The following is a 21,671-nucleotide window of genomic DNA, read 5'->3' on the forward strand; positions in this document are numbered from 1 at the left end:
ACGTGAGGCACCGATGCGGTTCTTCGAGGCGGTCGGGATCGGTGTTCTCGTCGTGCTCGCCGTGCTGTGCCTGCTGTTCCTGCGGCGCGCGGTGCTTGCCCGCGGGGGCGGCACCGTCGAGGTGAGCGTCCGGCTCACCTCGCGCGTTCCCGGCCGTGGCTGGGCGCCGGGCTTCGGCCGGTTCTCCGGCGACGAGCTCCGGTGGTACCGGATGTTCAGCTTCGCGCTCCGGCCGCGGGAGATCTTCTCCCGGCGGGATCTGGCGATCCGGTCCCGGCGCGCGCCGGATGGTCCGGAGTTGCTCGGCCTTCCCGCCGACAGCCTGATCCTGTGTTGTAGCAGCAGCCGCAGCACGGTCGAGGTAGCGATGACCGAGGGCGCCCTCACGGGCTTCCTCTCCTGGCTCGAGGCCGCCCCTCCGGGGGCGGCCTCGCGTCGTTTCCGGCTCCCGACCGACGAGGCGAGCTGAGCCGCTGCCGCACCGGCCGGGCCGCGGTCATTCGGCGACGAGCTCGACCTCGTACCCGTCGCGGTCGGCGAGGTAGGCGGCGTAGTGGCCCTCACCCCCGGCGTACGGGTGGCGGTCCGGGAACAGTAGCGTCCAGCCGTACGGTGGGGCCGCGGCGACCAGCGCGTCGAGTTCGGTGCGGTCGCCGGCGTGCAGCGCGACGTGGTTGAGCCCCGGCCGGGTGCGGTCGTGCCGGTCGGCGGACATCGCCGGCGACTCCTCCACCACCACGTATCCCGCGCCGAGCCGCCACGACCGTCCCGCGTCCCACGACTGGAACGGCTCGTACCCGAGGGTGGTGAGCAGGAAGCCCCAGGACTCGGTGGCGCGGGCCAGGTCGGGAACCCACAGCTCCAGGTGGTGCAGCGCGCCCTTCACCGCGCACCGCCCTGTACCGCGCTGCCCTTCACCGCGCTGCCCTTCACCGGGCTGCCTTTCACCGCGCCGCCTTCACCGCGCGCCGCTCTCCACCGGGCCGCGCCTTCGCCGAGCCGCCGTCCGGTGACGCGGGTCGGTGCGCGTCGCTCACCGCTCGCCGCCGGGCTTCCACAGGACGTCGCCGTCCGGGTTCGCCAGGCGGGACAGGATGAACAGCAGGTCGCTCAGCCGGTTCAGGTACTTCGCGGTGAGCACGTTGGTGTGCTCGGGATCGCGGTCGAGCAGTGCCCACGCGGACCGTTCCGCCCGGCGGGCCACGGTACGTGCCTGGTGCAGCAGCGCGGCCCCGGGCGTACCGCCGGGGAGGATGAACGAGTCGAGCGTCGAGCATCGCGCGTTGAACTCGTCACACCACGTTTCGAGCCGTTCGACGTACTCGCCGGTGATGCGCAGCGGCGGGTGCTTCGGCTGCTCCTCGATCGGGGTGGCCAGGTCGGCGCCGACGTCGAACAGGTCGTTCTGGATCCGGGTCAGCACGCCGCGCAGCTCGTCGTCGAGGCCGCCGAGGGCGATCGCGGTGCCGAGCACGGCGTTCGTCTCGTCGCAGTCCGCGTACGCCACGATGCGCGGATCGGTCTTCGGCACGCGACTGAAGTCGTTCAGCCCGGTGGTGCCGTCATCGCCGGTACGGGTGTAGATCCGGGTGAGGTGGACAGCCATCCGCCCAGCCTATCCGCGGTGTACGCCACGCACCCCAGACCGGGCGGCGGGCGGCACCGGATGTCCGAATACGATGACGCGCGTGGATGTCATCCGGGTCTACGGCGGCGCTCGACTCGCCGGTGAGGTCGCCGTCGCCGGCGCGAAGAACAGCGCCCTCAAGCTGATGGCCGCGGCGCTGCTCGCGCCTGGTCGTACGACGATCGCCAACGCGCCGGCGATCACCGACATCTCGATCATGGCGGAGGTGCTGCGTCGCCTCGGCTGCCAGGTCACGCTCGACGGCGGCGACATCACCATCGACACGCCCGAGCGGCTCGAACCCGAGGCCGACTACGACCTGGTCCGCCGCCTGCGCGCCTCCATCTGCGTACTCGGTCCGCTGCTGGCCCGGTGCGGGCACGCCCGGGTGGCGCATCCGGGTGGCGACGCGATCGGGTCGCGCGGGCTGGACATGCACGTGGCCGGGCTGTCCCGGATGGGCGCGGACATCGGCAGCGAGCACGGTTTCGTGGTGGCGCGGGCGACGCGGCTGTCCGGCGCGTCGATCTGGCTGGACTTCCCGAGCGTCGGCGCCACGGAGAACATCCTGATGGCGGCGGTTCTCGCGCAGGGCACCACGGTGATCGACAACGCGGCCCGCGAGCCGGAGATCGTCGACCTGGTCACGATGCTCAACTCGATGGGCGCGCACGTCACCGGCGAAGGTACGTCGACGCTCACCGTCGAGGGCGTGGAAACCATGCACCCCACCGCGCACCGTACGGTGGGGGACCGGATCGTCGCCGGCACCTGGGCGTTCGGCACCGTGATGACCCGCGGCGACGTGGTCGTCCGCGGCGTCGGCGCCGGCAACCTGCGCACCGCGCTGGACAAGCTGACCGCCGCCGGTGCCGAGGTCGAGGACCTTCCCGACGACGCCTTCCGGGTACGCATGGACGCGCGGCCGACCGCCGTCGACGTGGTGACCCTGCCGTACCCGGGGTTCGCGACCGACCTGCTGCCGATGGCGATCGGGCTGGGCGCGGTGTCCGCCGGCGCCTCGCTGATCACCGAGAACATCTTCGACGGCCGCTTCATGTTCGTGAACGAGATGTCCCGGCTCGGCGCCGACATCCGCACCGATGGCCACCACGCCGTCGTACGCGGGCGGGAGCGGCTGTCCGGCGCCCCGGTGCGGGCGTCCGACATCCGTGCCGGCGCCGGGCTCGCGATCGCCGGACTGTGCGCGGAGGGGGCGACGGAGGTCAGCCACGTGCACCACATCGACCGCGGGTACCCGAACTTCGTGGACCAGCTGCGGTCGCTGGGCGTGAAGGCCGAGCGGGTCACCGTCCCCGACGAGGACTACCGCTACTGAGGTCGGTCAGCCGACGAGGCGGCGGGCTTCGTCGAGCTGGTCGGCGAAGACCATGACCGCGAGCCGGCCGGCGCGGTGCGCCACCGTGGAGCGGATGCCGGCCTCCGCGAGCACCTCCCGTACGAGCGAGGCGGCCCGGTCGGTGTCCGCCACGTACGCCGTGCGGAGCAGCCCGAAGCCCTCGTCGCCGGACTCGGCGGCGTCGACGCGGTGGTCGTGCGGGGCGGGGTCGATCGCCTCGTGCGCCCCGTCGGGGACGAGGTCGTGGGCGGGGAACGGGGGACCGGTCGCCGCCGCCGGGGTGATCGGATCGTCGTCCGCGGGCGACACCTGGTAGCGACGCTCGGCCAGGTCGCTGCCGTACGTCCAGCGGAGCACGATCGCGAGGCCGGCGATGAGGCCGAACGCGATCAGGATGCTGACTGGGGCGGGCACGCCCGCCAGTCTGCCACTGCCTGGCCAGCACCCGCACCCAGCCTTCCGCGGAGCTGGTTCAGACGACGCCGACGCGCCGGGCGAGGGCGCGCAGTTCCCGGCCGCCGGCCTCCCGCCGGGCGCGGCGCAGGATGTCCCCCACGGTCTCCCGCACCGTCGTACTCGCGCGGATCCGCTGCGGCGCCAGCCGTTCGGCGACGCAGAACGCCTGTACCGCGCGCTCGTCCCGGCGGTCCTGCGCGTACCCGCGGCCGAGGTCGGACCAGAACGACGCGCGCCGGGACGCGGAGTCGACCGCGTCCGGCGTGATGTCCCGGGCGATCTCGTCGACCCGGCCGCCCTCGCCCATCTCGACGGCGATCGCGACGCGCCAGAACCCGATGTTGGTCGGCCCGAAGCACAACCCCGCGAACCCGCCCTCCCCGGTACGCGAGGCCACGGCATCGGCCTCGGCCAGGTGCGTACGCGTCTCGCCCGGTCGTTCGGTGACCGCGGCGGCGAACGCGGCGGACAGGTGGAGCATCCCGTACACCTGGGCGGCGTCGAGGTCGGCGAGGTGCGGCTGGAGCCTGGTGGCCGCCTCGGCCGCCATCCGCCCGGTCAGCGTCTTCGTCTCCGGCGGCAGCGAGTGCAGCCGGGTGAAGTCGGCGAGCCCTGTCCAGGCCGGCTCGTCCAGCTCGCCCGCGGCCCGGCCGCACGCCTCCGCCGCGGTCATCGCCAGGTCCCGCTGCCCCAGGTACTTCAGCGTGTACGTGGTGCAGTAGGTGACCCGGACCATCTGCCGCAGCGCCTCGGCCCGTTCCGGCCCCGTCCCGGTACGGCACAGCACGCCCAGGTCGCGCAGCAGCTCGGGCAGTACCGGCCCGATCCGGTCGTACCTGGCGGCGGCGCGCAGGGGGCCGAGTGCGTCGGTGGCGGCGCGCAGCTCGTCGATGCCGCGGCCGGGGGTGCTCTCGTCGCCGAGGGCGAGCATCACCAGCGCCGACCGTACGGCGGGGACGGTGGCGAGCGCGGCCGCGTGTTCCGGGAACAGCGGGGTGCCCGGCTGGTCGGTGAGGTCGGCGGTGGAGACCTGGAGCGCGGACGCGACGGCGGTGAGCTGCGAGCGCCGGTCGAGGATGCGCTTGCCGTTCTCCACCTCGGAGAGGAGACCGACGGAGATGCCGGCGAGACCGGCGAGCGTCTTCAGCGGTATCCCGCGGTAGCGCCGCCAGGTGCGGATGCGTTCCCCGACGATCGGCCGGTCATCGGGGAGGTACGAATCCCGAGCCATAAATCCACGGTACGGACGGTTTGACCGTTGCGGAAGATCTACTCGGACGGTTATGTGTATCTGACACTCGGCAAGGTGACCCGGTCTTCACGTACTGATAGTGACCTTACGGCTTCACTGGGCGACTCAGACAGAGTTCACTCTGGTGAACTTTTCCGGCAGCGCGGAAAGTAGCCTCATGATTGCGTCCAGTGGCTATGGGCTTGCTCCCGTGATGGCCGGTGGGCGTGCCGACCCGGTCCCGGCACGTCCACCGGTGGACGCCAGAGATACCGACGGACCCGAGTCCCTGCCGGGAGACGGCCATGGACCCGCACACCGCCAACCCGCTGCTCGCCCGCGCCGCCGACAGGCTGCTCCGGGGGCACCACCCGGACGACGCGCAGCCGTCACGGTGCGCGCACCCGCGCTGCCACCAGCCGTTCCCGTGCTCGACGGTACGGGTCGCGGCGCAGGCCGCCGCGCAGGCCGACGACGCCGCGGTACGTACCGCCCGGGAGCTGGCCGGCGTCGGCGGTGCGGCATGGCGGTGACCGGCATCGCGCCCAGAGTGGGCGATCTCGTACGGCTGGACGCGCAGGCCAGCTCGCAGTTCGACCGGCCGATCTGGTTCCGGGTCATCGGCGTGCAGCCGTCCCCGGCCGTACCGGGCTGGGTGTACCTCGACGGGTGGGAGCTCGCCGAGGGCCTGGAGATCACCGAGACCCGCGTCTTCGTACGCATCTCCGGGCTGACGGTGCGGCACGACGGCTGAGCGTCGTCGCCAGGGCGGTCGGTCCGGCCCGTTCCCTTCGGTAGAGTCCAACTACTGGACAGTAGCTTTGGCTCGGACGAGGGGAAGCGGACATGGCGGGACGACTCGCGGTGATCGGCGCGGGCCTGATGGGCTCGGGCATTGCACAGGTCGCGGCGCAGGCCGGCTGGCAGGTCACCATGCGCGACGTGGACGATGCCGCGATCGCCCGCGGTACCGCCGGCATCCGGGCGTCGCTGGACAAGTTCGTCGCGAAGCAGAAGCTGTCCGCCGAGGACGCGGACGCGGCGTACGGCCGGCTCGCCACCACCACCGACCTCGGCGACGCGGTGGCCGAGGCGGACATCGTGGTCGAGGCGGTGTTCGAGCAGGTGGAGATCAAGCAGCGGGTGTTCAGCGAACTCGACCGCCTCTGCAAGGACACCGCGGTACTCGCCACCAACACCTCCGCGATCCCGATCACCACGATCGCGTCGGTGACGAACCGGCCGGAGTCGGTCGTCGGTACCCACTTCTTCTCGCCGGTACCGATGATGGCGCTCGTCGAGCTGGTCCGCGGGTACCAGACGAGCGACGCGACGATGGCGACGGCGAAGGCGTTCTCCGAGGAGATCGGCAAGACCGTCGTCGTGGTGAACAAGGACATCGCCGGCTTCGTGACCACCCGGCTGATCTGCGCGCTGGTCATGGAGGCGACCCGGCTGGTCGAGAACGGCGTCATCAGCGCGGAGGACCTGGACACGGCCTGCCGGCTGGGCTTCGGGCACGCCATGGGCCCGCTCGCCACGACCGACCTGACCGGCGTCGACGTTCTCGTCCACGCGACGGAGAACATCTGGGCCGACACCAAGGACGGCAAGTTCACGCCGCCCGAGTCGCTGCTGCGCATGGTCGCCGCCGGGCACCTGGGCCGCAAGTCCGGCCAGGGTTTCTACTCGTACGAGTAGAAACTCCACTGTGGACGGTGCGGCCGGGTGCAGGACCTCCGGCGTAGTCGGCGTCCGCCGGAAGGTGGACGCCGGAATCGCCACGGTGGAGGAGGGAATCTCGGGGTTGCCCTGGCAGATTTCAGGGTGTTCCCCGGTCGTGCCGTACCGGCCGCGACCGTAGCGTGGTGATCGACCACGGGGGAGCGTGGAGCCGCGGATCCTTCCCGCGCGGCGGCGACATGGGGGTGGCGCCGTTGCCGGGGAGGGTCCGTCGACCGTTGGGGGGATGGTCGTGAACACCTGTCGTCAGGACCGGCACGCCGTCGTGCGGCTCGCCGGGCGGCTCGACGCGCACACCACCGGCACCGTCCGGGACCGCCTGCACGCCGCCGTACGCGAGGGTGACGGGCTGCTGCTGATCGACCTGTCCGCGCTGGACACCATCGACGTCACCGGGCTCGGCGTCCTCGTCGGTACGCACCGGCTGGCCGAGCGCGCCGGCCGCCCCATCGCCCTGCGCGGTACGCCCCGGCGCCTGGCGCGCCTGCTGCACGTCACCCGGCTGGACCGGTTCCTGCCGACCGTACCGGCGGAGGACGAGGACGCCGCGGCGGTGGCCGTGAGTTCGGCAGCCTGACGCGATGCGCAATTCCCGCTTCATTCACCGCGGCTTTATCCGCGGTTTTCGCAACGCATTGTGATTACGCCACCGTTCCCGTTCGGGAACCGGCGTCACCGAGAGTCAGGCCGCTCCGGTGTGCGGGCGCAAGCGCTTCGCCGCCGCGTCAAACGCGGTACGCAACCGGTGCGGATCCTGCGAGCACACCGCATCGTGGAAACCGGCTTCGAGCTGATCCGCGATGGCGATCAGGGCGGGATGCAGGGCGACCGCGTTCATCCGGCTGACCGCCTTCATGGCGGGCACCCAGGCCTCGACCTCGGTGCCCGACCGCGGCAGGTCGCACATGATCAACTGCATGTACGCCTCGCGGGCGGCCTCGGCCAAGCTCAGTCCCTGCATGTCGTCCATCGGCGTCCTCGATGCCAGAAGTGTTCTGTCAGCCGCGTGGTGGGCAAAGTCAAGCACAATTGCCCACGCAGGGGAATACCACACGAATTCACATCTCGACATCCCTCACGGCCCAGCGCCCACCGGGAATGTCATCCTACGACCAACCAGATGTGAATTTCCTGGCAGCACGCCGTCGTGACCACTCAATGCGCGAGCAGGCCGAACAGACCACACCCGACCACGATGCCGGTACCCAACACCACCGCGAACCCGCGCGGCGTCATCGGCTGGCCGTACCGGGAGAGCCAGGCCAGGGCGAGGGGAATGCCGGCGACCGGCGCGGCGAAGAACGCGATCTCGGCGACGATGCGGGTGGCGGACCGTTCGCCGGTGGGCATGCCGTGCGCGGCGACCAGCAGGGCCCGGCCGACGCCGGCGAGGATCAGCGCGCCGAGCAGCCCCGCGGCCAGCATCGCCAGCCAGATCGGCAGCGGCGGCGGCATGCGCAACTCCCCGCGCCGGGCCCGCGCCACCGTACGGTCGGCGTGCGCGAGCAACTCCGCCGGGTACGCGGGACGGTTCGGCTCGGGCGCCAACGCCGGCGGGGGCGGCCCGAGCTCACCGCGCCGACCGGCGAACGCGCGCAGCTCACGCCAGATCCGGGCCGCCTCGTCGTCCGTCTCGCGTACGCCCGCGCGGGCCCGGGCGACGTCCTCGTCGCTCGCGCGGACCAGGGTGGCCGAGTCGGCGACGCGCGCGGCGATCTCCCGGCGCCCCGCCAGCAGCGCCTGGTCGGCCCGGTCGTGCCCCGCCACCCGGTCGTGCAGCGGCTCGGCGAGCGCGGCCACCGCCCGGCGGTACCGGTCGCGGGGGGTGGGGTCGCCGATCTCGCTCATTGCCCGTACCTGGCGGGAACGGTGCGGTGCGGGCGGGTGGTCACGGCGCCTCCGTCGTGTCGTACGGGATGACGACGACCGGGCGGCGGTGCACGGCGCGGTCGAAGAACAGCGCGCGGCGGGTCCGCGGGTACCAGGCGGGGCCGCCGGGCTGGGTCGACAACGGCGCCAGATCCGGCCCCTGTACGTCGAGCGCGACCCACGCACCGAACGCGTCCAGCCGCGCGCCCACCCCGCCCAGGTCGTCGCGCAACCGCGGGACCGAACGCCACCAGCCGACCACGTGCGTACGCTGCTCCGGGCCGCGGGCGACGAGGTCCTTGAGGTCGTCGCGGGCGCTGCGCCGGGTCGCCGGGTCCTTGCGTTCCAGCAGCGACGACGCGGCGTCCACGGCGTACAGCAGGAGGATGTGCGGTCGGGTGTCCGGGGCTCGGTCGGTGCCGAGGTCGGCGGCGGCCGCGGCGAGCAGCCCGCACACCCCGTCCCGGTCGTACCAGTCGGCGTCGTGGCCGAGGACGCGCAGCTCGTCGAGTACCTGCTTGGTGGCGTCGACGGCGTCGTCGTCCAGGCACGCCAGGCTGAACCGCACCCCGCCCGCCCGGTACTGCCGGCCCAGCGACAGCGCGGCCGTGGCGAGCACGTCGCACGCCTCCGTACCGCGGGCGCCGAGGACGGCGAGGTTGCGGCCGGGTGACCGGGACAGTCGTACGGCGGCGGACCGGCCGGTGACGTCGATGGTGCGGCCGACCAGCGCGACCGGCGCGCGGACCCGGCCACCCGGCTCGTCCGGCGCCAGCTCGGCGAGTTCGGTGGCCTCGGCGAGCCGCGGCACCCGACCGCCGTCGAAGAGTACGGGAGGGGCGGTGTCGGCGGGCAGCCGCCGCCAGAGCGCCTGCTGGAGCGCGTCGAGCGTGCCGCGGCTGCCGGCGTCGGGGATGTGCGCGACGCGGTTCGCCGGCGTGGCACCGGAGTCCGGGTTGACGACGGCGTGGTGCCGGGGCACGGTGTCGGCGGCCAGGTTGCCCTCGGCGAGGATCCGGCGCGCCTTCGGCAGCGCGATCCGCAACGTGAACTGCGCGACCATCGACGCCCGGCCCCACAGCGCGTCGATGCCGGACAGGTCCTGGCTGGCGAGTACGAGGTGGATGCCCTGGGAACGGCCGCGCCGCGCCAGGTCCTCCAGCAGCCGCGCGGCCTCCAGCGCCACCGGGTCACGCCCGTCCAGCAGTACCTGGAACTCGTCGATCACGGCGACGATCCGCGGCCAGTGCCCGTCCGGGTCCTCGGCGCGCAGCTCGGACAGCTTCGTCGCCTCGTGCGCCTTCGCCGCCTCGGCCCGCCGCCGCAGCTCGTCGTGCAGGAACGCCAGCAACGCCAGCCCATACTCCCGGTCGGCGTTGACGTTCACCCCGACCAGCCGTACGTGCGGCAGCCAGCTCGGATCCCGCCGCCCCGGCGCGAACCGCGCGAACGACACGCCCTCCTTGAAGTCGAGCAGGTAGAGCGCCAGTTCGTCGGGGGAGTAGCGGGCGGCGAGGGAGCCGAGCCACGCGTACAGCAGGTTGGTCTTGCCGGCGCCCGACGGGCCGCCGATCAGCGCGTGCGGCGGCGAGTCGCCCAACTCGACGTCGACCAGCCGGCCGTCCGGGCCGGCGCCGACCGGGGCGACCAGCCGCTCCGCCGACGAGCCCGTCCACGTCTCCGCCGGGAGCAGGTCGGCGAACACCGCCGGATCCGGCCCGGCGAGCACCTTCTCCGCGATGGCCCGGCACGTACCGGTGGCGAGGTCGGTGCCGGGCGGCGGGTCGAGCTGCACCAGGAAACGGTTGCCGGTCGCGGTCGTCCACGCCGTCGCGCCCCACAGCACGATCCGGTCCACCAGCGGGTGCTCGCACCAGTCGCCCGCCGGCCCCACCCCCGACACCACCAGGTGTACGCCGCAGGCCGGTCCGGTACGGATCACCCGGTCCAGCTGCGCCTGCTGTGCGGCGGTCAGCTCGGCGCCACCGCCGTCCGGCGTCCACCCCTCACCCAGCAGTACGGCGACGCGCCAGGGCTCGGGTCGGCGTCCCGTCGCGGCGTGCAGCTCCCGCAACGACCGGTACTCACCGGCCAGTACGGTCTCGTTGATCCGGCGGATCTCCTCCACCAGCTCGTCGAGTACGCCGCCGAGACCGCCCGGGCCGACGAACGTCAGCAGGTCGGCCGAGGCCAGCGGCGCGAACGAGGCGAGACTGCCGCCGAGCCGCTCCGGGTCGTACACGGTGAGGCGGACGGCGCCCGGCGCGGTGGACCCGAGTACGCGCAGCAGCAGGCCGCCGACGAGCGCGTGCACCCGGTCGGTCGGCCGGTGCGTCACCGGCGGCGCGGGGTCGTCGGCGACGGCCGGCAGCCGGTCGTGGCCGGGGTCCTCGACGAGCAGGTGGCCGGCGTCGAGCAATCCCACCAGTGCCGGTACGTCCGGCTCCGCCGGCCCCGGTACGGCGGCGCGCGCGGTGAGCCGGCCGATCCGGTACAGGCCGGGGGACTCGTCGCGGGCCGGCGGGGTCGGCGCCCAGCCGTCCCACGGTGCGCCGGCCGCGCCGCGGGCCTGCTCGTCGGCCAGCGCGGTCAGCTCCTCCGCCGCCGCGGTGAGCCGGGCCAGGCACTGCCGGTCCACGGCGCCCCTGCGGGTGGCGTGCGCGGCGAGCAGCCGCTGCCCGGCACGGTGCGCCTCGCGTTCGACGGCGGCATGGTCGGCCCGGCGTTTCGCGGCACGGTCCTCGGCCTCGGTGACGGCCGCCCGCGCGGCACCCCGCGCGTACCCGAGGGTCTGCCGCACCTCCTCGACGAGTTCGCGGTGTCTACCGGCCATCGCGCTGCAACGTCTCGTCCGGGCGCTGCTCCGCCAGCGCGGTCAGCCTCGTCACCTCGGCGTCGTCGCGACCCAGCGCGCGCAGCAGCTCGGCGACGAGTACCGGCCAGGACGCGGCGGCGTCGACCGGGTGGTGCGGCGTCGTGCGGCCACCACCGCGCCCGCCGAACGGGTCGCACACCTCCGCCACCAGATCCGCCGCCAACCTCTCCGGTACGCGCGGCAACAGCTCGCGCACCCGCCCCGCGTACCGCTCGGTCAGCGTCCGGCGGTCGTCGGGGCCCGGCGCGTGCCCGAGCAGGTCGGTCGCCAGCGGCCGGAACACCCGCGTCGCCGGCGCCGGCAGCTGCAGCCCGCTCGCCGGATGCGTCCGCAGCAACGCCTCCCGGTACGCGTCGCGCCCGCCGCCGCGCGCCACCCGTACCAGCCGGCGCAGCGTCTCGGCCGGGTCCTCAGGCGACGCGCCGTCCGGCCGGTCGCCGCCGGTACGTTCCGTCGCGGGGCGCTCCGCCGCGGGCTCGTGGCCGGTCAGCAGGTCGACCCGGTCCACCCACCACACCCGTACGGCGAGGACGGCGTCGGGTCGCTGCCCGGCACCGCCCGCCCGCGGCCCCGCCGTCGTCGGGGCCACCCGCCGCACCTCGTCCCGCGGTACGCCGGGCAGACCGATGCCGGTCAGGTAGCCGTCGAGACCGTCCAGCGCGGCGAGCGTGGCGGTGATCGCGCTGTCCAGGTGCGTACCGGCGGCGGTGAGCTGGTCGACCCACTCGGCGTGCCCGGACTCGGTCATCACCTGCGCGCACCGGCTCGTGGCGTCGTTGAGCCGCGTCGCCGCGCGGGTCAGCTCACCGAGCGGCAGGTCCGCGCCGATGCCGCGCAGGTGCTCGCCCAGCTCCTGTACCAGGGACGGCCCCCGCGGCGCCGGGCCCGTCGGGGGCGGCGGCGTCGCCGCCCCCGGGCGTACCGGGTGACGGGTGGGGGTGGTCGGCGGGAGTCGGCGCGGCTCGGCCGACGTGACGCGGGACGCGCGGTGGTGCGCCCGGTCCGCGCTCGGCGGGGGTGGCGCGGCGAGCGGCGCGGTCCCGGGTACGGGGGGATGTCTCCGGTCGTCGGCCATCGGCGCTACAGGCTGGCCAGGTACGTCTGCGCCTGTTCGACCGCGCCGACCGTGGTGGCCAGGCAGTTGTCGAGGTCGTCGCGGGCCTGGACCAGCGCGGCCTGCGCGGTCTCGACCGCCTCGGCGCCGGATCCCTCGACGGCGAGCGCGAGGTTCTGCTGGGCGGCGTCGAGCTTCTCCGTGGCGAGCTGGACGGCCTGCTGGCTGTCCTGCACCTCGGTCACGGCGGCGTGGATGGCGGCCTTGACCTCCGAGACGTTGATCGTCACGTACACCCTCCTCACGAGCGCTGGCACAGGCAGGTGCTTCGAGCCGACGTCCGGACAGGAGCAGGACTGCCGCGGCGGCCTGCACGCGCGGGCGCATCAATCATGTCAAGAACGACAAATGGCGACCAGTCTTTCCCTCACGTGTCGCGTCTTCATCGCCACTGTCAGTTGTTGCCAGGTCGTCGTTGATCCACATTCTTGCCGGACCGGCGTGCGCTGTCTCGTTCCTCCCCAAGTATGGTCCGGAGCGCCGCCTGTCGGAAGGTGCGAGATTCAACACCCGGTGTCGAGGGGTGGCCGGAGCGTGATGGCGCCGACGGACGCGCTGGTCACGAGACACCGCCGGGACGTACGCCGACGCGCCGTTCCGCCGCCCGCGTTCCACGATCCGGTCAGGTACGACCGGGCGGGTGCGGCACCGGGGCGGGCGACCGGCGCCGCGTAGGGTGGGGCGGTGCGTCTGCTGATCGCTGTCTGCCAGGTCGACTACATCGGGCGGTTGACCGCCCACCTGCCCATGGCCCCCCGGTTGATCATGGTGAAGGCGGACGGTTCCGTGTCCGTACATGCCGACGACCGGGCGTACAAGCCGCTGAACTGGATGAGCCCGCCGTGCCGCGTCCAGGAGGAGCCGGGCGTGTGGCGGGTGGTGAACAAGGCGGGCGAGGAGCTGCGCATCACGATCGAGCAGGTGCTGCACGACTCGGAGCACGAGCTGGGCAAGGATCCCGGGCTGCAGAAGGACGGGGTGGAGGCGCACCTGCAGGAGCTGCTGGCCGAGCACCCCGACACCTTCGGCGACGGGTACACGCTGGTGCGGCGGGAGTACCCGACGGCGATCGGGCCGGTGGACCTGCTGTGCCGGGACGCCGACGGCGGCACCGTGGCGGTCGAGGTGAAGCGGCGCGGCGAGATCGACGGCGTCGAGCAGCTCACCCGCTATCTGGAACTGCTGAACCGCGACCCGCTGCTCGCGCCCGTCGCCGGCATCTTCGCCGCGCAGGAGATCAAGCCGCAGGCCAAGGTACTCGCCGGCGACCGCGGCATCCGTTGCGTCACCGTGGACTACCACAAGCTGCGCGGTATGGGATCGGACGAGCTGACCCTGTTCTGACCGATCCGTCCACAGTGGACGGAGGTCCGGGAGCCTGTGGTGCGGCGACCGTCAGCCGCGGCCGTGCAGGAAACGTACGAGCCGCTGCACGAACTCGTCGGTACGCCGGCCGCGGCGGAACGACAGCACCGGCAGCGGCGTACGGAAGCGGCGGCGGGCGATCGCCTTCGGCCGGGTGAACTCGCGCAGCCCGTCGGCGCCGTGGATGCGCCCAAAGCCGGAGTCGCCGACGCCGCCGAACGGCAGCGACGGCAGCGCCACGAACGCCATCGCCGAGTTGACCGAGGTCATGCCGGACCGCAGCCGCCGCGCGGTGGCCATCGCCCGGCGCCGCGAGAACACCGACGAACCCAGCCCGTACGGGGTGGCGTTGGCGCGGCGGACCGCCTCGTCCAGGCTCGGTACCCGGGTGACGGTCAGCGTCGGCCCGAACGTCTCCTCGCGTACGGCGGCGGCGTCCTCGGGTACGTCGAGCAGGATCGTCGGGTGCACGTACGGCGGCTGCACCGCGTCGGGGCCGCCGAGTACGACGGTGCCGCCGCGCTCGACCGCGTCGGTGATGTGCCGGCGGATGATGTCGACCTGGCCGGGCATGGTGATCGGGCCGAGATCGGCGTCCTCGTCGCCGACCGTCAGGGCCTCCGCATTCGCCTTGAGCTTCGCCACGAACTCGTCGGCGACCGCGTCCAGCACGTACACCCGCTCGATGCCGACGCAGGTCTGTCCGGCGTTGCTCATGCCGGCCCAGCAGGCCGCGTCGGCCGCGTCGTCGAGGTCGGCGTCCGCGTCGACGATCATCGCGTCCTTGCCACCGCACTCCACGAGCACCGGGGTCAGCGTCTCGGCGCACGCCGCCATGACCCGCTTCCCGGTACGCGTCGAGCCGGTGAACGCCACCTTGTCCACGCCCGAACCGCACAGCGCCGCGCCGGTGTCACCGAGCCCGTGCACCACCTGGAACACCGGCGCGTCCGACACCACCTCGGCGAACGAGTCGACCAGCCACTGCCCGACCGCCGGCGTGTACTCGCTGGGCTTGAAGACGACCGCGTTGCCCGCGGCCAGCGCGTACGCGATGGAACCGAGGGGGGTGAAGACCGGGTAGTTCCACGGGCCGATCACCCCCACCACCCCGAACGGCTGGTACTCCACGACCGCGCCCATGTCGGGCATCAGCAGGCTGCCGCCGACCCGGCGCGGGCCGAGTACGCGGCGGGCGTTGCGGGCCGACCAGGCCACGTGCTCGACGGCGGCGGTGACCTCCAGCAGCGCGTCGCTGACCGGCTTCCCGCCGTCCGCGTGCACGACCCGGGCCAGTTCGGGCATTCGGCGGGCGAGCGCGGCGGCCCAGCGGCGCAGGCGTTCGGCCCGGCCGGCGAAGCCGAGGCCGCCCCACCAGTCGGCCGCGCCCCGCGCCCGCGTCACCGCCGCGCGTACCTCGCCCGGCCCGGCCACCGGGTACTCCCCGACGAGGGCGCCGGTTCCCGGGTTGGTGGACCGGAGCCGGCCGTCCACGACCACCGGCATGCCCGGTGCCTGCGATCCGGCCGTCGCGTGCGTCTCGGTCGTCATGCCGCGAGTCTAGGCCGATTCCGTACCCGGCGGTAACCACGAGAACCGGACGGCCCGGCACCGACCCGGTGATTCAGCGCAGCGCGGCGAGGGCGGCGGCGAGCTGGTCGGCGAGCGGACCCAGCCCGTCCACCACCACCTCCGCGTACGCCCGGGACGGGGCGACGTGCAGCTCGTAGCCGGGGCGTACCCGGGTCAGGTAGCGGGTGGCGGCGTCGGCCAGCGACGGCGGCTCGGTCGTACGGGACTGGCGCAGCAGCTTGCGCGCCAGCCGTACGTCGGGCGGGGTCTCCAGCCAGAGCCGGTGCGTGCACACCGCGCGCACCGCGGGCAGGGCCAGTACGAAGTGGCCCTCCAGGACGACGGTCGGGCCGGCGGCGCGGACCGCGGCCAGCGCACCCGGTACGTCGAACGCGTCCGGCCGGTTCCGGTCCAGCTCCCGGTCGGTGCTGCGGTAGTGGTCGTCCAGGCGTACGACGGCGGCGCGGAGATGGTCGGCGAGGGCGGTGGCGAGCGTCGACTTGCCCGCGCCCGCACCCCCGGCGAGACCGACGATCACAGGTGCTCGGCGACGATCCGGGCGGCGACCTCGGCGGGGGAGGGCAGCTCGCCGCGGGCGGCCAGCCCGGCGTAGCGCTCCCGGTCCGGGAAGTACACGTCGGTACTGCCGCGCAGCAGCGCCTGCATGTCGGTGTCCATCACGCCCGGGTTCACGTTCGCGACGCTCACCCGCGGATCCTCCGCGTACTGCCCGGCGACGGCGTCGAAGAACATCTCGCCGCCCGCCTTGGTCGCGCAGTACGTGGCCCAGCCGCCGATGACGCGGCGCGCCGCACCCGACGACACGAACACGACACGTACCGGACGGTCGGTGGCCGCGGCCAGCAGCGCGTTCGTGAGCAGCATCGGGGCGAGCAGGTTGACGTGCACGGTCGCGGTGACCCGGGCCGCGTCGAGCGTGCCGACCGCACCGACCGGCTCGACCGACCCGGCGTTGTGCACCAGCGCGAGCGGCCCGTCCGTCGCGGCCACGAACGTGGCGACGTCCGGCACCTCCGGTACGGACAGGTCGGCGGTGGCCAGGCGGATCCGGTCCGGCTCGGCGCGCGCGGCCCGCCGCTGCTCGTCGGTGAACCCGCGACCCACGGCGAGCAGCGTGTCCCCGCGCGCGGCCAGCGCCGCGAACAGCTCCCGGCCCAGCCCGCGCGACACCCCGGTCAGTACCGTGGCGACCATCCGTACCCCTCCCGGTCCCGTACCCGACGAGCCGATGCTACGGGCGGTGAACGAGCGTTCGGGTACGGGTGGGAGGATCGCCGGCGGATGTCGCGTACAGGGAGGTCGACGGTGGCGGACGGGATCGGTGCGGTCGGGGTGGTCGGGCTCGGCACGATGGGCGCCGGGATCGTGGAGGTGTTCGCCCGCAACGGGCTGCCGGTGACCGCGCTGGAGATCGACCAGGCGGCGCTGGACCGGGGCCGCGCCACGCTGGTGAAGTCCACCGACCGGGCCGTCGCCAAGGGCCGGCTCACCGCGGAACAGGCCGCGGAGATCCACGACCGCGTCACCTTCACCACCTCGTACGAGGGGATGGGTGGGGTCGACCTGGTGGTCGAGGCGGCGCCCGAGCGGATGGCGGTCAAGCGGGCCGTGTTCACCGAACTCGACCGGGTCTGCCCGCCGCACGCGATCCTCGCCACCAACACCAGCTCGCTGTCGGTGACCGAGATCGCGCACCACACCGGCCGGCCCGAACGCGTCGTCGGCATGCACTTCTTCAACCCCGCGCCGGTGATGAAGCTCGTCGAGGTCATCAGCACCGTACGCACCGATCCGGCCGTCGCCGCCGCCGTCACCGACCTGTGCGGCACGCTGCGCAAGACCCCCGTCACCGCCGCCGACCGGCCCGGCTTCGTCGCGAACTACCTGCTCCTCGGCTACCTCAACCAGGCCGCCTGGCTCGTCCAGGACGGGTACGTCGGCCGCGACGACCTCGACGAGGCCATGCGGCTCGGCGCCGGCCTGCCCATGGGGCCGCTCACCCTCATGGACCTCATCGGCATCGACACGATCGTCGAGATCCTCGACGTCATCCACGCGTACGGCGGGGGCAGCCGCCGGCACGCCTGCGCGCCGATCCTGCGCCAGCTCGCCGCCGCAGGCCGGCTCGGCCGCAAGACCGGACACGGCTTCCACCCGTACCCGACGACCGCGCCGCTGGTGGCCGAGGCGGCCCCGGCGCCGGAATCCGTTGCGGTACTGGACGATCCGGCCGCGGCCGACGCGCTGTCCGCCGCCGGCGTACGGGTGCACCGGGCCACCGCGGCCGACGACCCCGCACTGTCCACAGTGGACCTCGTACTGGTCGGGCACGGCGCACCGGCCGAGACGTACCGGACCCTCGGGGCCGTCGTACGCGCCGGCACCGTCATCGCCGTCGACTCCTCCACCGACCCCGTCACCGCACTCGCCACCGCCACCGGACACCCCGACACCGTCGCCGGCCTCCACCTCGTCGGCGACCTCGTCGAGATCGCCCGCACCGTACTCACCGCCGACGCCACCGTCACCGCCGCCCGCGGCCTCGCCGGCGCACTCGGCCGACGCGCCATCGTCGTCGCCGAACGCGCCGGACTCGTCGTCGACGCACTACTCGTCCCGTACCTCAACGACGCCGTCGGACTCCTCGCCGCCAAGTACGCCGACGCCGACGGCATCGACCACGCCATGACCCTCGGCTGCGGATACCCGGAAGGGCCCATCGCGCTCGCCGACCGGCTCGGGGGTGCGACCGTACTGGAGATCGCCCGGGCGCTGTGGGCGGAAAGCGGCGAGGCCAGCCTTGCGCCGGTACCGCTGCTGTCGCAGGTGGTGGCGGCGGGGGTGGCGCTGCGGCGCTGAGCCGTCGTTGGCCTGGCCGGGACTGGCCGCCTTGCCGGGTGGGCTGGGCGGCCTGGCCGGCCGGCACAGGCTGTTCGGGCTGTTCTGCCGGGACGGGCTGGGCGGTCTGTTCGGCTTGGATGGACTGAGCGGGGCTGGGCGGCCTGGTCGGCGGGGACAGGCTGTTCGGGCTAAGCGAGGTTGGGTGGCCTGTTCTGCCGGGGACAGGCTGGGCGGCCTGTGTGGATTTGATGGACCGAGCGGGGCTTGGCGGGGCTGGACACCAGGCCAGGTTTCGCGGTCGAGTTTCTCGGCGTTGGCCCGGTCGGCCCGGTCGGGCTGGTCGGCTTGGCCGCGGCTTGTCGCGTCGGGTGCGTTGGGTGCGTCTCGCGCGCTTGAAGCAAGATCAACTGCGCTATCGATTGTCCAATTGTTCAACTGTCCAACAGTTCAACAATTGAACAAAAATCGGTCGTACCGATCGGCTCGGAAATCAGGGTCCTCTCCGGGGTCGCGCGCCCGCGGTGACCCGTCCGCGCGTCTTATGCTGATCCGCATGGCAGATGGCGGTACGTCGGACGGATCGGGCCCGTCCGCCGAGGAGGTCGCCGGGTCGTTGGCGGCTCGCCGGGCGCTCGGCCCGGACGCGGAGGACGCGGTCATCGAGGCGTTCCTGGAGCGCACCGGGCAGGCCATCGACAAGCGGGTGGACGCGCGGCTGCAGCAGGTCCCGCCCCCGCCGCCGCTCCCGAACATGCCGCTTCCCCACACCGATCACACCCCTTTCGTACTGGCGATCGTCTCGCTCGGGGCGGGCATCCCGTTGACGGGCATCGCCACGCAGTTCAAGGGTGCCGGCCTGGTCGCGGTGGCGATGGTCTGGATCGGCATCGCGATGATCAACCTCATTTACAACCGCTACCGCCGCTGACCGCCGCGCCGCCGGCACGATCGGCGCGCGTACCCGCTGGCGCGGTGAAATACGCTTGACGCCGTGAGTCCCCGCCGCAACCGTCGCCACGTTTCCACCGCCCGCCAGGAGCCCGACTCCGGCGTACGGCGCGGTGTGGAGACGTCGGAGTCCTGGCCGGACGGCGTGTGGCGGGTACGCCCGGTGACCGGTGACGCGGGCAAGACGTACCGCTGTCCGGGCTGCGACCAGGAGATCCGCCCCGGTACGGGCCATCTCGTGTGCTGGCCGGACGGTGCCGTGGACGACCGCCGGCACTGGCACACCGGCTGCTGGCGGGCCCGGCTGCGACGCGCCCCCGTACTCCAGCGTTCCCGCAACGCGCCCCGCTACGGCTGACGCCCCTCCCCGCCGCAGACCAACCGCCGCACCTCGCACCTCCCGCGACCACGCCGCGCCGCAGCCACCACAGTGCTCGACCACCGCGGTTGCCCCACACTCTGGTCGAGCGGACCGCAGCGGGCGTCGGGCCCCGCCACAGCGCGTGCCCGGCCGTCATGGCCAGCACTCTGGTCGAACGCACCCCAGCCCGGCGTCGGAGTCGGGCCACAGTGCCCGCCCCGCCGTGGCTCGCCCGCGGTCTGGTCGAGCGCATCCCAGCCCAGAGTCGGAGTCCGTGGCTCATCCGCGGTCGGTCGGACCCCGGCCGGCGTCGGGCCCCGCCCGTCCGTGGCTCATCCGCGGTCGGTCGGACCCCGGCCGGCGTCGGGCCCCGCCATAGCGCCCGCCAGTAAGGGCTCACCCGCGCTTCGGTCGAGCACACCCCTGCCCGGCGTCGGCCCACGCGGCGCTTTACCACCGCGGCTGCGCCGCTCGCCGGTCGCGCGCACCCCGGCCGCCGTCGGCCCCGCCGCAGCGACCGTCACGGCTCCACCCCGCACTCCGGTCGAGTCGAGCCGCTGCCCGGCGCCGGACCGAGCCCGACCCGAGCAGGGCGCACACGGTCGCGGGCCACCGTCGCGTCGAGGGGAGAGGATGGCGTGCCAGACTGGGGGATCGTGAGTGCTGCCATCCGGGCGAATTCGATCCTGCCGGCCCGTCGCGAGGACATCGAGCTGCACACCGCGGACGGGGTGACGCTGGTCGGGGAGCTGGCGACGCCGTTGGACCGGCCGCCGGTGGCGACGGTGGTGTGTCTGCATCCGTTGCCGACGCACGGCGGCATGATGGACAGCCACCTGTACCGGAAGGCGGCGTGGCGGTTGCCGGCGCTGGCCGGTCTGGCGGTGTTGCGTTTCAACTCCCGTGGTACGTCGAGCCTGCGTGGTACGTCGGGCGGCCGGTTCGACGAGGCGCGGGGGGAGCGGTTCGACGTGGCGGCCGCGATCGAGTACGCGGAGTTCCAGGATCTGCCGGACGTGTGGCTGCTCGGCTGGTCGTTCGGCACGGATCTGACGTTGATGTACGGCTGCGATCCGGCGGTGCGCGGCGCGATCCTGTTGTCGCCGCCGCTGCGGTACGCGGGGGCTTCGGACCTGGCGACCTGGGCGGAGTCGGGCAAGCCGGTCACGGCGCTCGTCCCGGAGCTGGACGACTACCTGCGGCCGGCGGAGGCGCGGGAGCGGTTCGCGGCGGTTCCGCAGGCCGAGGTGGTGGGCGTGCCGGGGGCGCGGCACCTGTGGGTGGGGCACGCGGAGCTGGTGCTGGACGAGATCGTACGGCGGGTGGCGCCGGCGGCGTTCCCGCTGCCGCGGACGTGGGACGGGCCGATGGAGTTCGGCGACGCCTCGGCGTACGCGGACCGTACGGTGGCGGCGTTCGGCGACAAACCGGTACCGGGTCGCTGACCGCGGGAAGGGAAGTGCGTCACACCGGACGGTGCTGCGCGCGGCCGGCGGTACCGGCAGGATGGGCGGATGGAGATCGGATATACGGAGGCCGGCCGGGGCGTACCGCTGGTGTTGTTGCACGCGTTTCCGCTCACCGCGGCGATGTGGGTGGCGCAGCGGACCGGTCTGGCCGACACGTGCCGGGTGATCACGCCGGACCAGCGCGGGTTCGGGGCCAGCAAGCTGCCGGACGACGAGCCTGATCTCGGTACGGCGGCCGATGATCTCCGTGACCTGCTGGACCTGCTGGAGCTGCCGGACGTGGTGCTGGGCGGCCTGTCGATGGGTGGGTACGTCGCGTTCGAGTTCCTGCGGCGTCATCCGGAGCGGGTGCGTGGCCTGGTACTGGCGGACACGAAGGCGACGGCGGACCAGCCTGCGGCCGCGGAGAACCGGTTGCGGATCGCCGCGCAGGTGGAGGCCGACGGCGACGCGGGAGTCCTGCGCCGCGAGGTGGTGCCGAACCTGATCGGTGCGACGACCCGCTGGCAGCGCCCGGAGGTGTACGAGACGGTCGCGGCGCTGGCGGTCGGTCAGCCGCCGGCGGCGGTGGCGTGGGCGCAGCGCGCGATGGCGGCCCGTCCGGACTCGACGGACCTGCTGCCGGGGATCGCCGTGCCGACGCTGGTGATCGTGGGTGAGGACGACGCGGTGACGCCGCCGGAGGACGCGATCCTGCTGGCGAACGGGATCCCCGGCGCGCACCTGCGGCGTATCCCGGCGGCCGGGCACCTGACCGCGCTGGAGGCGCCGGAGCGGTTCAACACCGCGGTCCGTACGTTGCTGGACCGGTTGTGACCG

The 21,671-nt window shown here is 73.5% G+C and carries 24 protein-coding genes; 12 read left to right on the forward strand and 12 right to left on the reverse strand.

The window, feature by feature from the left end:
- Positions 1-13: 13 nt before the first annotated feature.
- Complete coding sequence (locus Aru02nite_RS18165) at positions 14-469, forward strand: DUF2550 domain-containing protein (RefSeq protein WP_203659076.1); 456 nt, start codon at positions 14-16, stop codon at positions 467-469.
- Between the two features lie 27 nt (positions 470-496).
- Here the strand turns inward: Aru02nite_RS18165 and Aru02nite_RS18170 are convergent, their stop codons facing one another.
- Both Aru02nite_RS18170 and Aru02nite_RS18175 read right to left on the reverse strand, forming a co-directional pair.
- Entirely contained in the window at positions 497-886 is a 390-nt protein-coding gene (locus tag Aru02nite_RS18170) for a VOC family protein (protein WP_203659079.1), read from the reverse strand.
- Between the two features lie 147 nt (positions 887-1,033).
- On the reverse strand, positions 1,034-1,606 hold the full coding sequence (locus tag Aru02nite_RS18175) for a cob(I)yrinic acid a,c-diamide adenosyltransferase (RefSeq protein WP_203659082.1): 573 nt from the start codon (positions 1,604-1,606) through the stop codon (positions 1,034-1,036).
- Between the two features lie 73 nt (positions 1,607-1,679).
- Between Aru02nite_RS18175 and murA the strand changes: the two genes are divergently transcribed.
- A complete protein-coding gene (murA, locus tag Aru02nite_RS18180; protein WP_203659085.1) occupies positions 1,680-2,966 on the forward strand; it encodes a UDP-N-acetylglucosamine 1-carboxyvinyltransferase in 1,287 nt (428 codons plus the stop codon).
- Between the two features lie 6 nt (positions 2,967-2,972).
- On the opposite strand, the gene Aru02nite_RS18185 is transcribed toward murA, so the two are convergent.
- Entirely contained in the window at positions 2,973-3,401 is a 429-nt protein-coding gene (locus Aru02nite_RS18185; protein WP_203659088.1) for a hypothetical protein, read from the reverse strand.
- A gap of 58 nt (positions 3,402-3,459) precedes the next feature.
- Entirely contained in the window at positions 3,460-4,674 is a 1,215-nt protein-coding gene (locus tag Aru02nite_RS18190; RefSeq protein ID WP_203659091.1) for a helix-turn-helix domain-containing protein, read from the reverse strand.
- A 305-nt stretch (positions 4,675-4,979) separates the two neighbouring features.
- Here Aru02nite_RS18190 and Aru02nite_RS18195 point away from each other — a divergent pair, with 305 nt between their 5' ends.
- The 4 genes from Aru02nite_RS18195 to Aru02nite_RS18210 all read left to right on the forward strand — a co-directional run bounded on the left by Aru02nite_RS18195 (position 4,980) and on the right by Aru02nite_RS18210 (position 6,994).
- On the forward strand, positions 4,980-5,207 hold the full coding sequence (locus Aru02nite_RS18195) for a hypothetical protein (RefSeq protein WP_203659094.1): 228 nt from the start codon (positions 4,980-4,982) through the stop codon (positions 5,205-5,207).
- The gene (locus Aru02nite_RS18200; protein ID WP_203659095.1) at positions 5,198-5,428 is read left to right on the forward strand and encodes a hypothetical protein; all 231 of its coding nucleotides are present in this window, start codon (positions 5,198-5,200) and stop codon (positions 5,426-5,428) included. Before Aru02nite_RS18195 ends, Aru02nite_RS18200 begins: the two co-directional genes overlap by 10 nt.
- 92 nt (positions 5,429-5,520) lie before the next feature.
- A complete protein-coding gene (locus tag Aru02nite_RS18205) occupies positions 5,521-6,375 on the forward strand; it encodes a 3-hydroxyacyl-CoA dehydrogenase family protein (RefSeq protein ID WP_203659098.1) in 855 nt (284 codons plus the stop codon).
- A 274-nt stretch (positions 6,376-6,649) separates the two neighbouring features.
- On the forward strand, positions 6,650-6,994 hold the full coding sequence (locus tag Aru02nite_RS18210; protein WP_239076769.1) for an STAS domain-containing protein: 345 nt from the start codon (positions 6,650-6,652) through the stop codon (positions 6,992-6,994).
- A gap of 105 nt (positions 6,995-7,099) precedes the next feature.
- Here Aru02nite_RS18210 and Aru02nite_RS18215 read toward each other — a convergent pair whose 3' ends face one another.
- The 5 genes from Aru02nite_RS18215 to Aru02nite_RS18235 form a co-directional block, all read right to left on the reverse strand.
- Positions 7,100-7,387 (reverse strand): hypothetical protein, encoded by a 288-nt coding sequence (locus Aru02nite_RS18215; RefSeq protein ID WP_203659104.1) that lies wholly within the window; start codon positions 7,385-7,387, stop codon positions 7,100-7,102.
- A gap of 185 nt (positions 7,388-7,572) precedes the next feature.
- Positions 7,573-8,265, reverse strand: a complete 693-nt coding sequence (locus Aru02nite_RS18220; RefSeq protein WP_203659106.1) for a hypothetical protein — start codon at positions 8,263-8,265, stop codon at positions 7,573-7,575.
- A gap of 40 nt (positions 8,266-8,305) precedes the next feature.
- Entirely contained in the window at positions 8,306-11,119 is a 2,814-nt protein-coding gene (locus Aru02nite_RS18225; protein ID WP_203659109.1) for an FtsK/SpoIIIE domain-containing protein, read from the reverse strand.
- The gene (locus Aru02nite_RS18230; RefSeq protein ID WP_203659112.1) at positions 11,109-12,236 is read right to left on the reverse strand and encodes a hypothetical protein; all 1,128 of its coding nucleotides are present in this window, start codon (positions 12,234-12,236) and stop codon (positions 11,109-11,111) included. The genes Aru02nite_RS18225 and Aru02nite_RS18230 overlap by 11 nt, the downstream gene beginning before the upstream one ends.
- Before the next feature lie 5 nt (positions 12,237-12,241).
- Positions 12,242-12,505: a hypothetical protein gene (locus Aru02nite_RS18235; protein ID WP_373324901.1), complete on the reverse strand. Its 264-nt coding sequence runs from the start codon at positions 12,503-12,505 to the stop codon at positions 12,242-12,244.
- Between the two features lie 454 nt (positions 12,506-12,959).
- Here Aru02nite_RS18235 and nucS point away from each other — a divergent pair, with 454 nt between their 5' ends.
- On the forward strand, positions 12,960-13,619 hold the full coding sequence (nucS, locus tag Aru02nite_RS18240; protein ID WP_203659115.1) for an endonuclease NucS: 660 nt from the start codon (positions 12,960-12,962) through the stop codon (positions 13,617-13,619).
- A 51-nt stretch (positions 13,620-13,670) separates the two neighbouring features.
- Here nucS and Aru02nite_RS18245 read toward each other — a convergent pair whose 3' ends face one another.
- The 3 genes from Aru02nite_RS18245 to Aru02nite_RS18255 form a co-directional block, all read right to left on the reverse strand.
- Positions 13,671-15,191 carry an aldehyde dehydrogenase family protein gene (locus Aru02nite_RS18245; protein ID WP_203659117.1) on the reverse strand — a complete coding sequence of 507 codons (1,521 nt, stop codon included), beginning with the start codon at positions 15,189-15,191 and terminating at the stop codon, positions 13,671-13,673.
- A 73-nt stretch (positions 15,192-15,264) separates the two neighbouring features.
- Complete coding sequence (locus Aru02nite_RS18250; protein WP_203659120.1) at positions 15,265-15,750, reverse strand: uridine kinase family protein; 486 nt, start codon at positions 15,748-15,750, stop codon at positions 15,265-15,267.
- The gene (locus tag Aru02nite_RS18255; protein WP_203659124.1) at positions 15,747-16,427 is read right to left on the reverse strand and encodes an SDR family NAD(P)-dependent oxidoreductase; all 681 of its coding nucleotides are present in this window, start codon (positions 16,425-16,427) and stop codon (positions 15,747-15,749) included. Before Aru02nite_RS18255 ends, Aru02nite_RS18250 begins: the two co-directional genes overlap by 4 nt.
- A gap of 87 nt (positions 16,428-16,514) precedes the next feature.
- Between Aru02nite_RS18255 and Aru02nite_RS18260 the strand changes: the two genes are divergently transcribed.
- The 5 genes from Aru02nite_RS18260 (at position 16,515) to Aru02nite_RS18280 (ending at position 21,668) form a co-directional block, all read left to right on the forward strand.
- The gene (locus tag Aru02nite_RS18260; protein WP_203659126.1) at positions 16,515-18,092 is read left to right on the forward strand and encodes a 3-hydroxyacyl-CoA dehydrogenase family protein; all 1,578 of its coding nucleotides are present in this window, start codon (positions 16,515-16,517) and stop codon (positions 18,090-18,092) included.
- Positions 18,093-18,627: 535 nt separating this feature from the next.
- Complete coding sequence (locus Aru02nite_RS18265) at positions 18,628-19,002, forward strand: hypothetical protein (RefSeq protein WP_203659130.1); 375 nt, start codon at positions 18,628-18,630, stop codon at positions 19,000-19,002.
- Between the two features lie 63 nt (positions 19,003-19,065).
- Positions 19,066-19,380, forward strand: coding sequence for an Rv1322 family protein (locus tag Aru02nite_RS18270; protein ID WP_203659133.1), 315 nt, complete (start codon positions 19,066-19,068; stop codon positions 19,378-19,380).
- A 659-nt stretch (positions 19,381-20,039) separates the two neighbouring features.
- Positions 20,040-20,828: an alpha/beta hydrolase gene (locus Aru02nite_RS18275; RefSeq protein WP_203659135.1), complete on the forward strand. Its 789-nt coding sequence runs from the start codon at positions 20,040-20,042 to the stop codon at positions 20,826-20,828.
- A gap of 69 nt (positions 20,829-20,897) precedes the next feature.
- Positions 20,898-21,668 carry an alpha/beta fold hydrolase gene (locus Aru02nite_RS18280; RefSeq protein ID WP_203659137.1) on the forward strand — a complete coding sequence of 257 codons (771 nt, stop codon included), beginning with the start codon at positions 20,898-20,900 and terminating at the stop codon, positions 21,666-21,668.
- Positions 21,669-21,671: the final 3 nt, after the last annotated feature.

It is taken from the genome of Actinocatenispora rupis (genome assembly GCF_016861975.1).
Classification (GTDB): Bacteria; Actinomycetota; Actinomycetes; order Mycobacteriales; family Micromonosporaceae; genus Actinocatenispora; species Actinocatenispora rupis.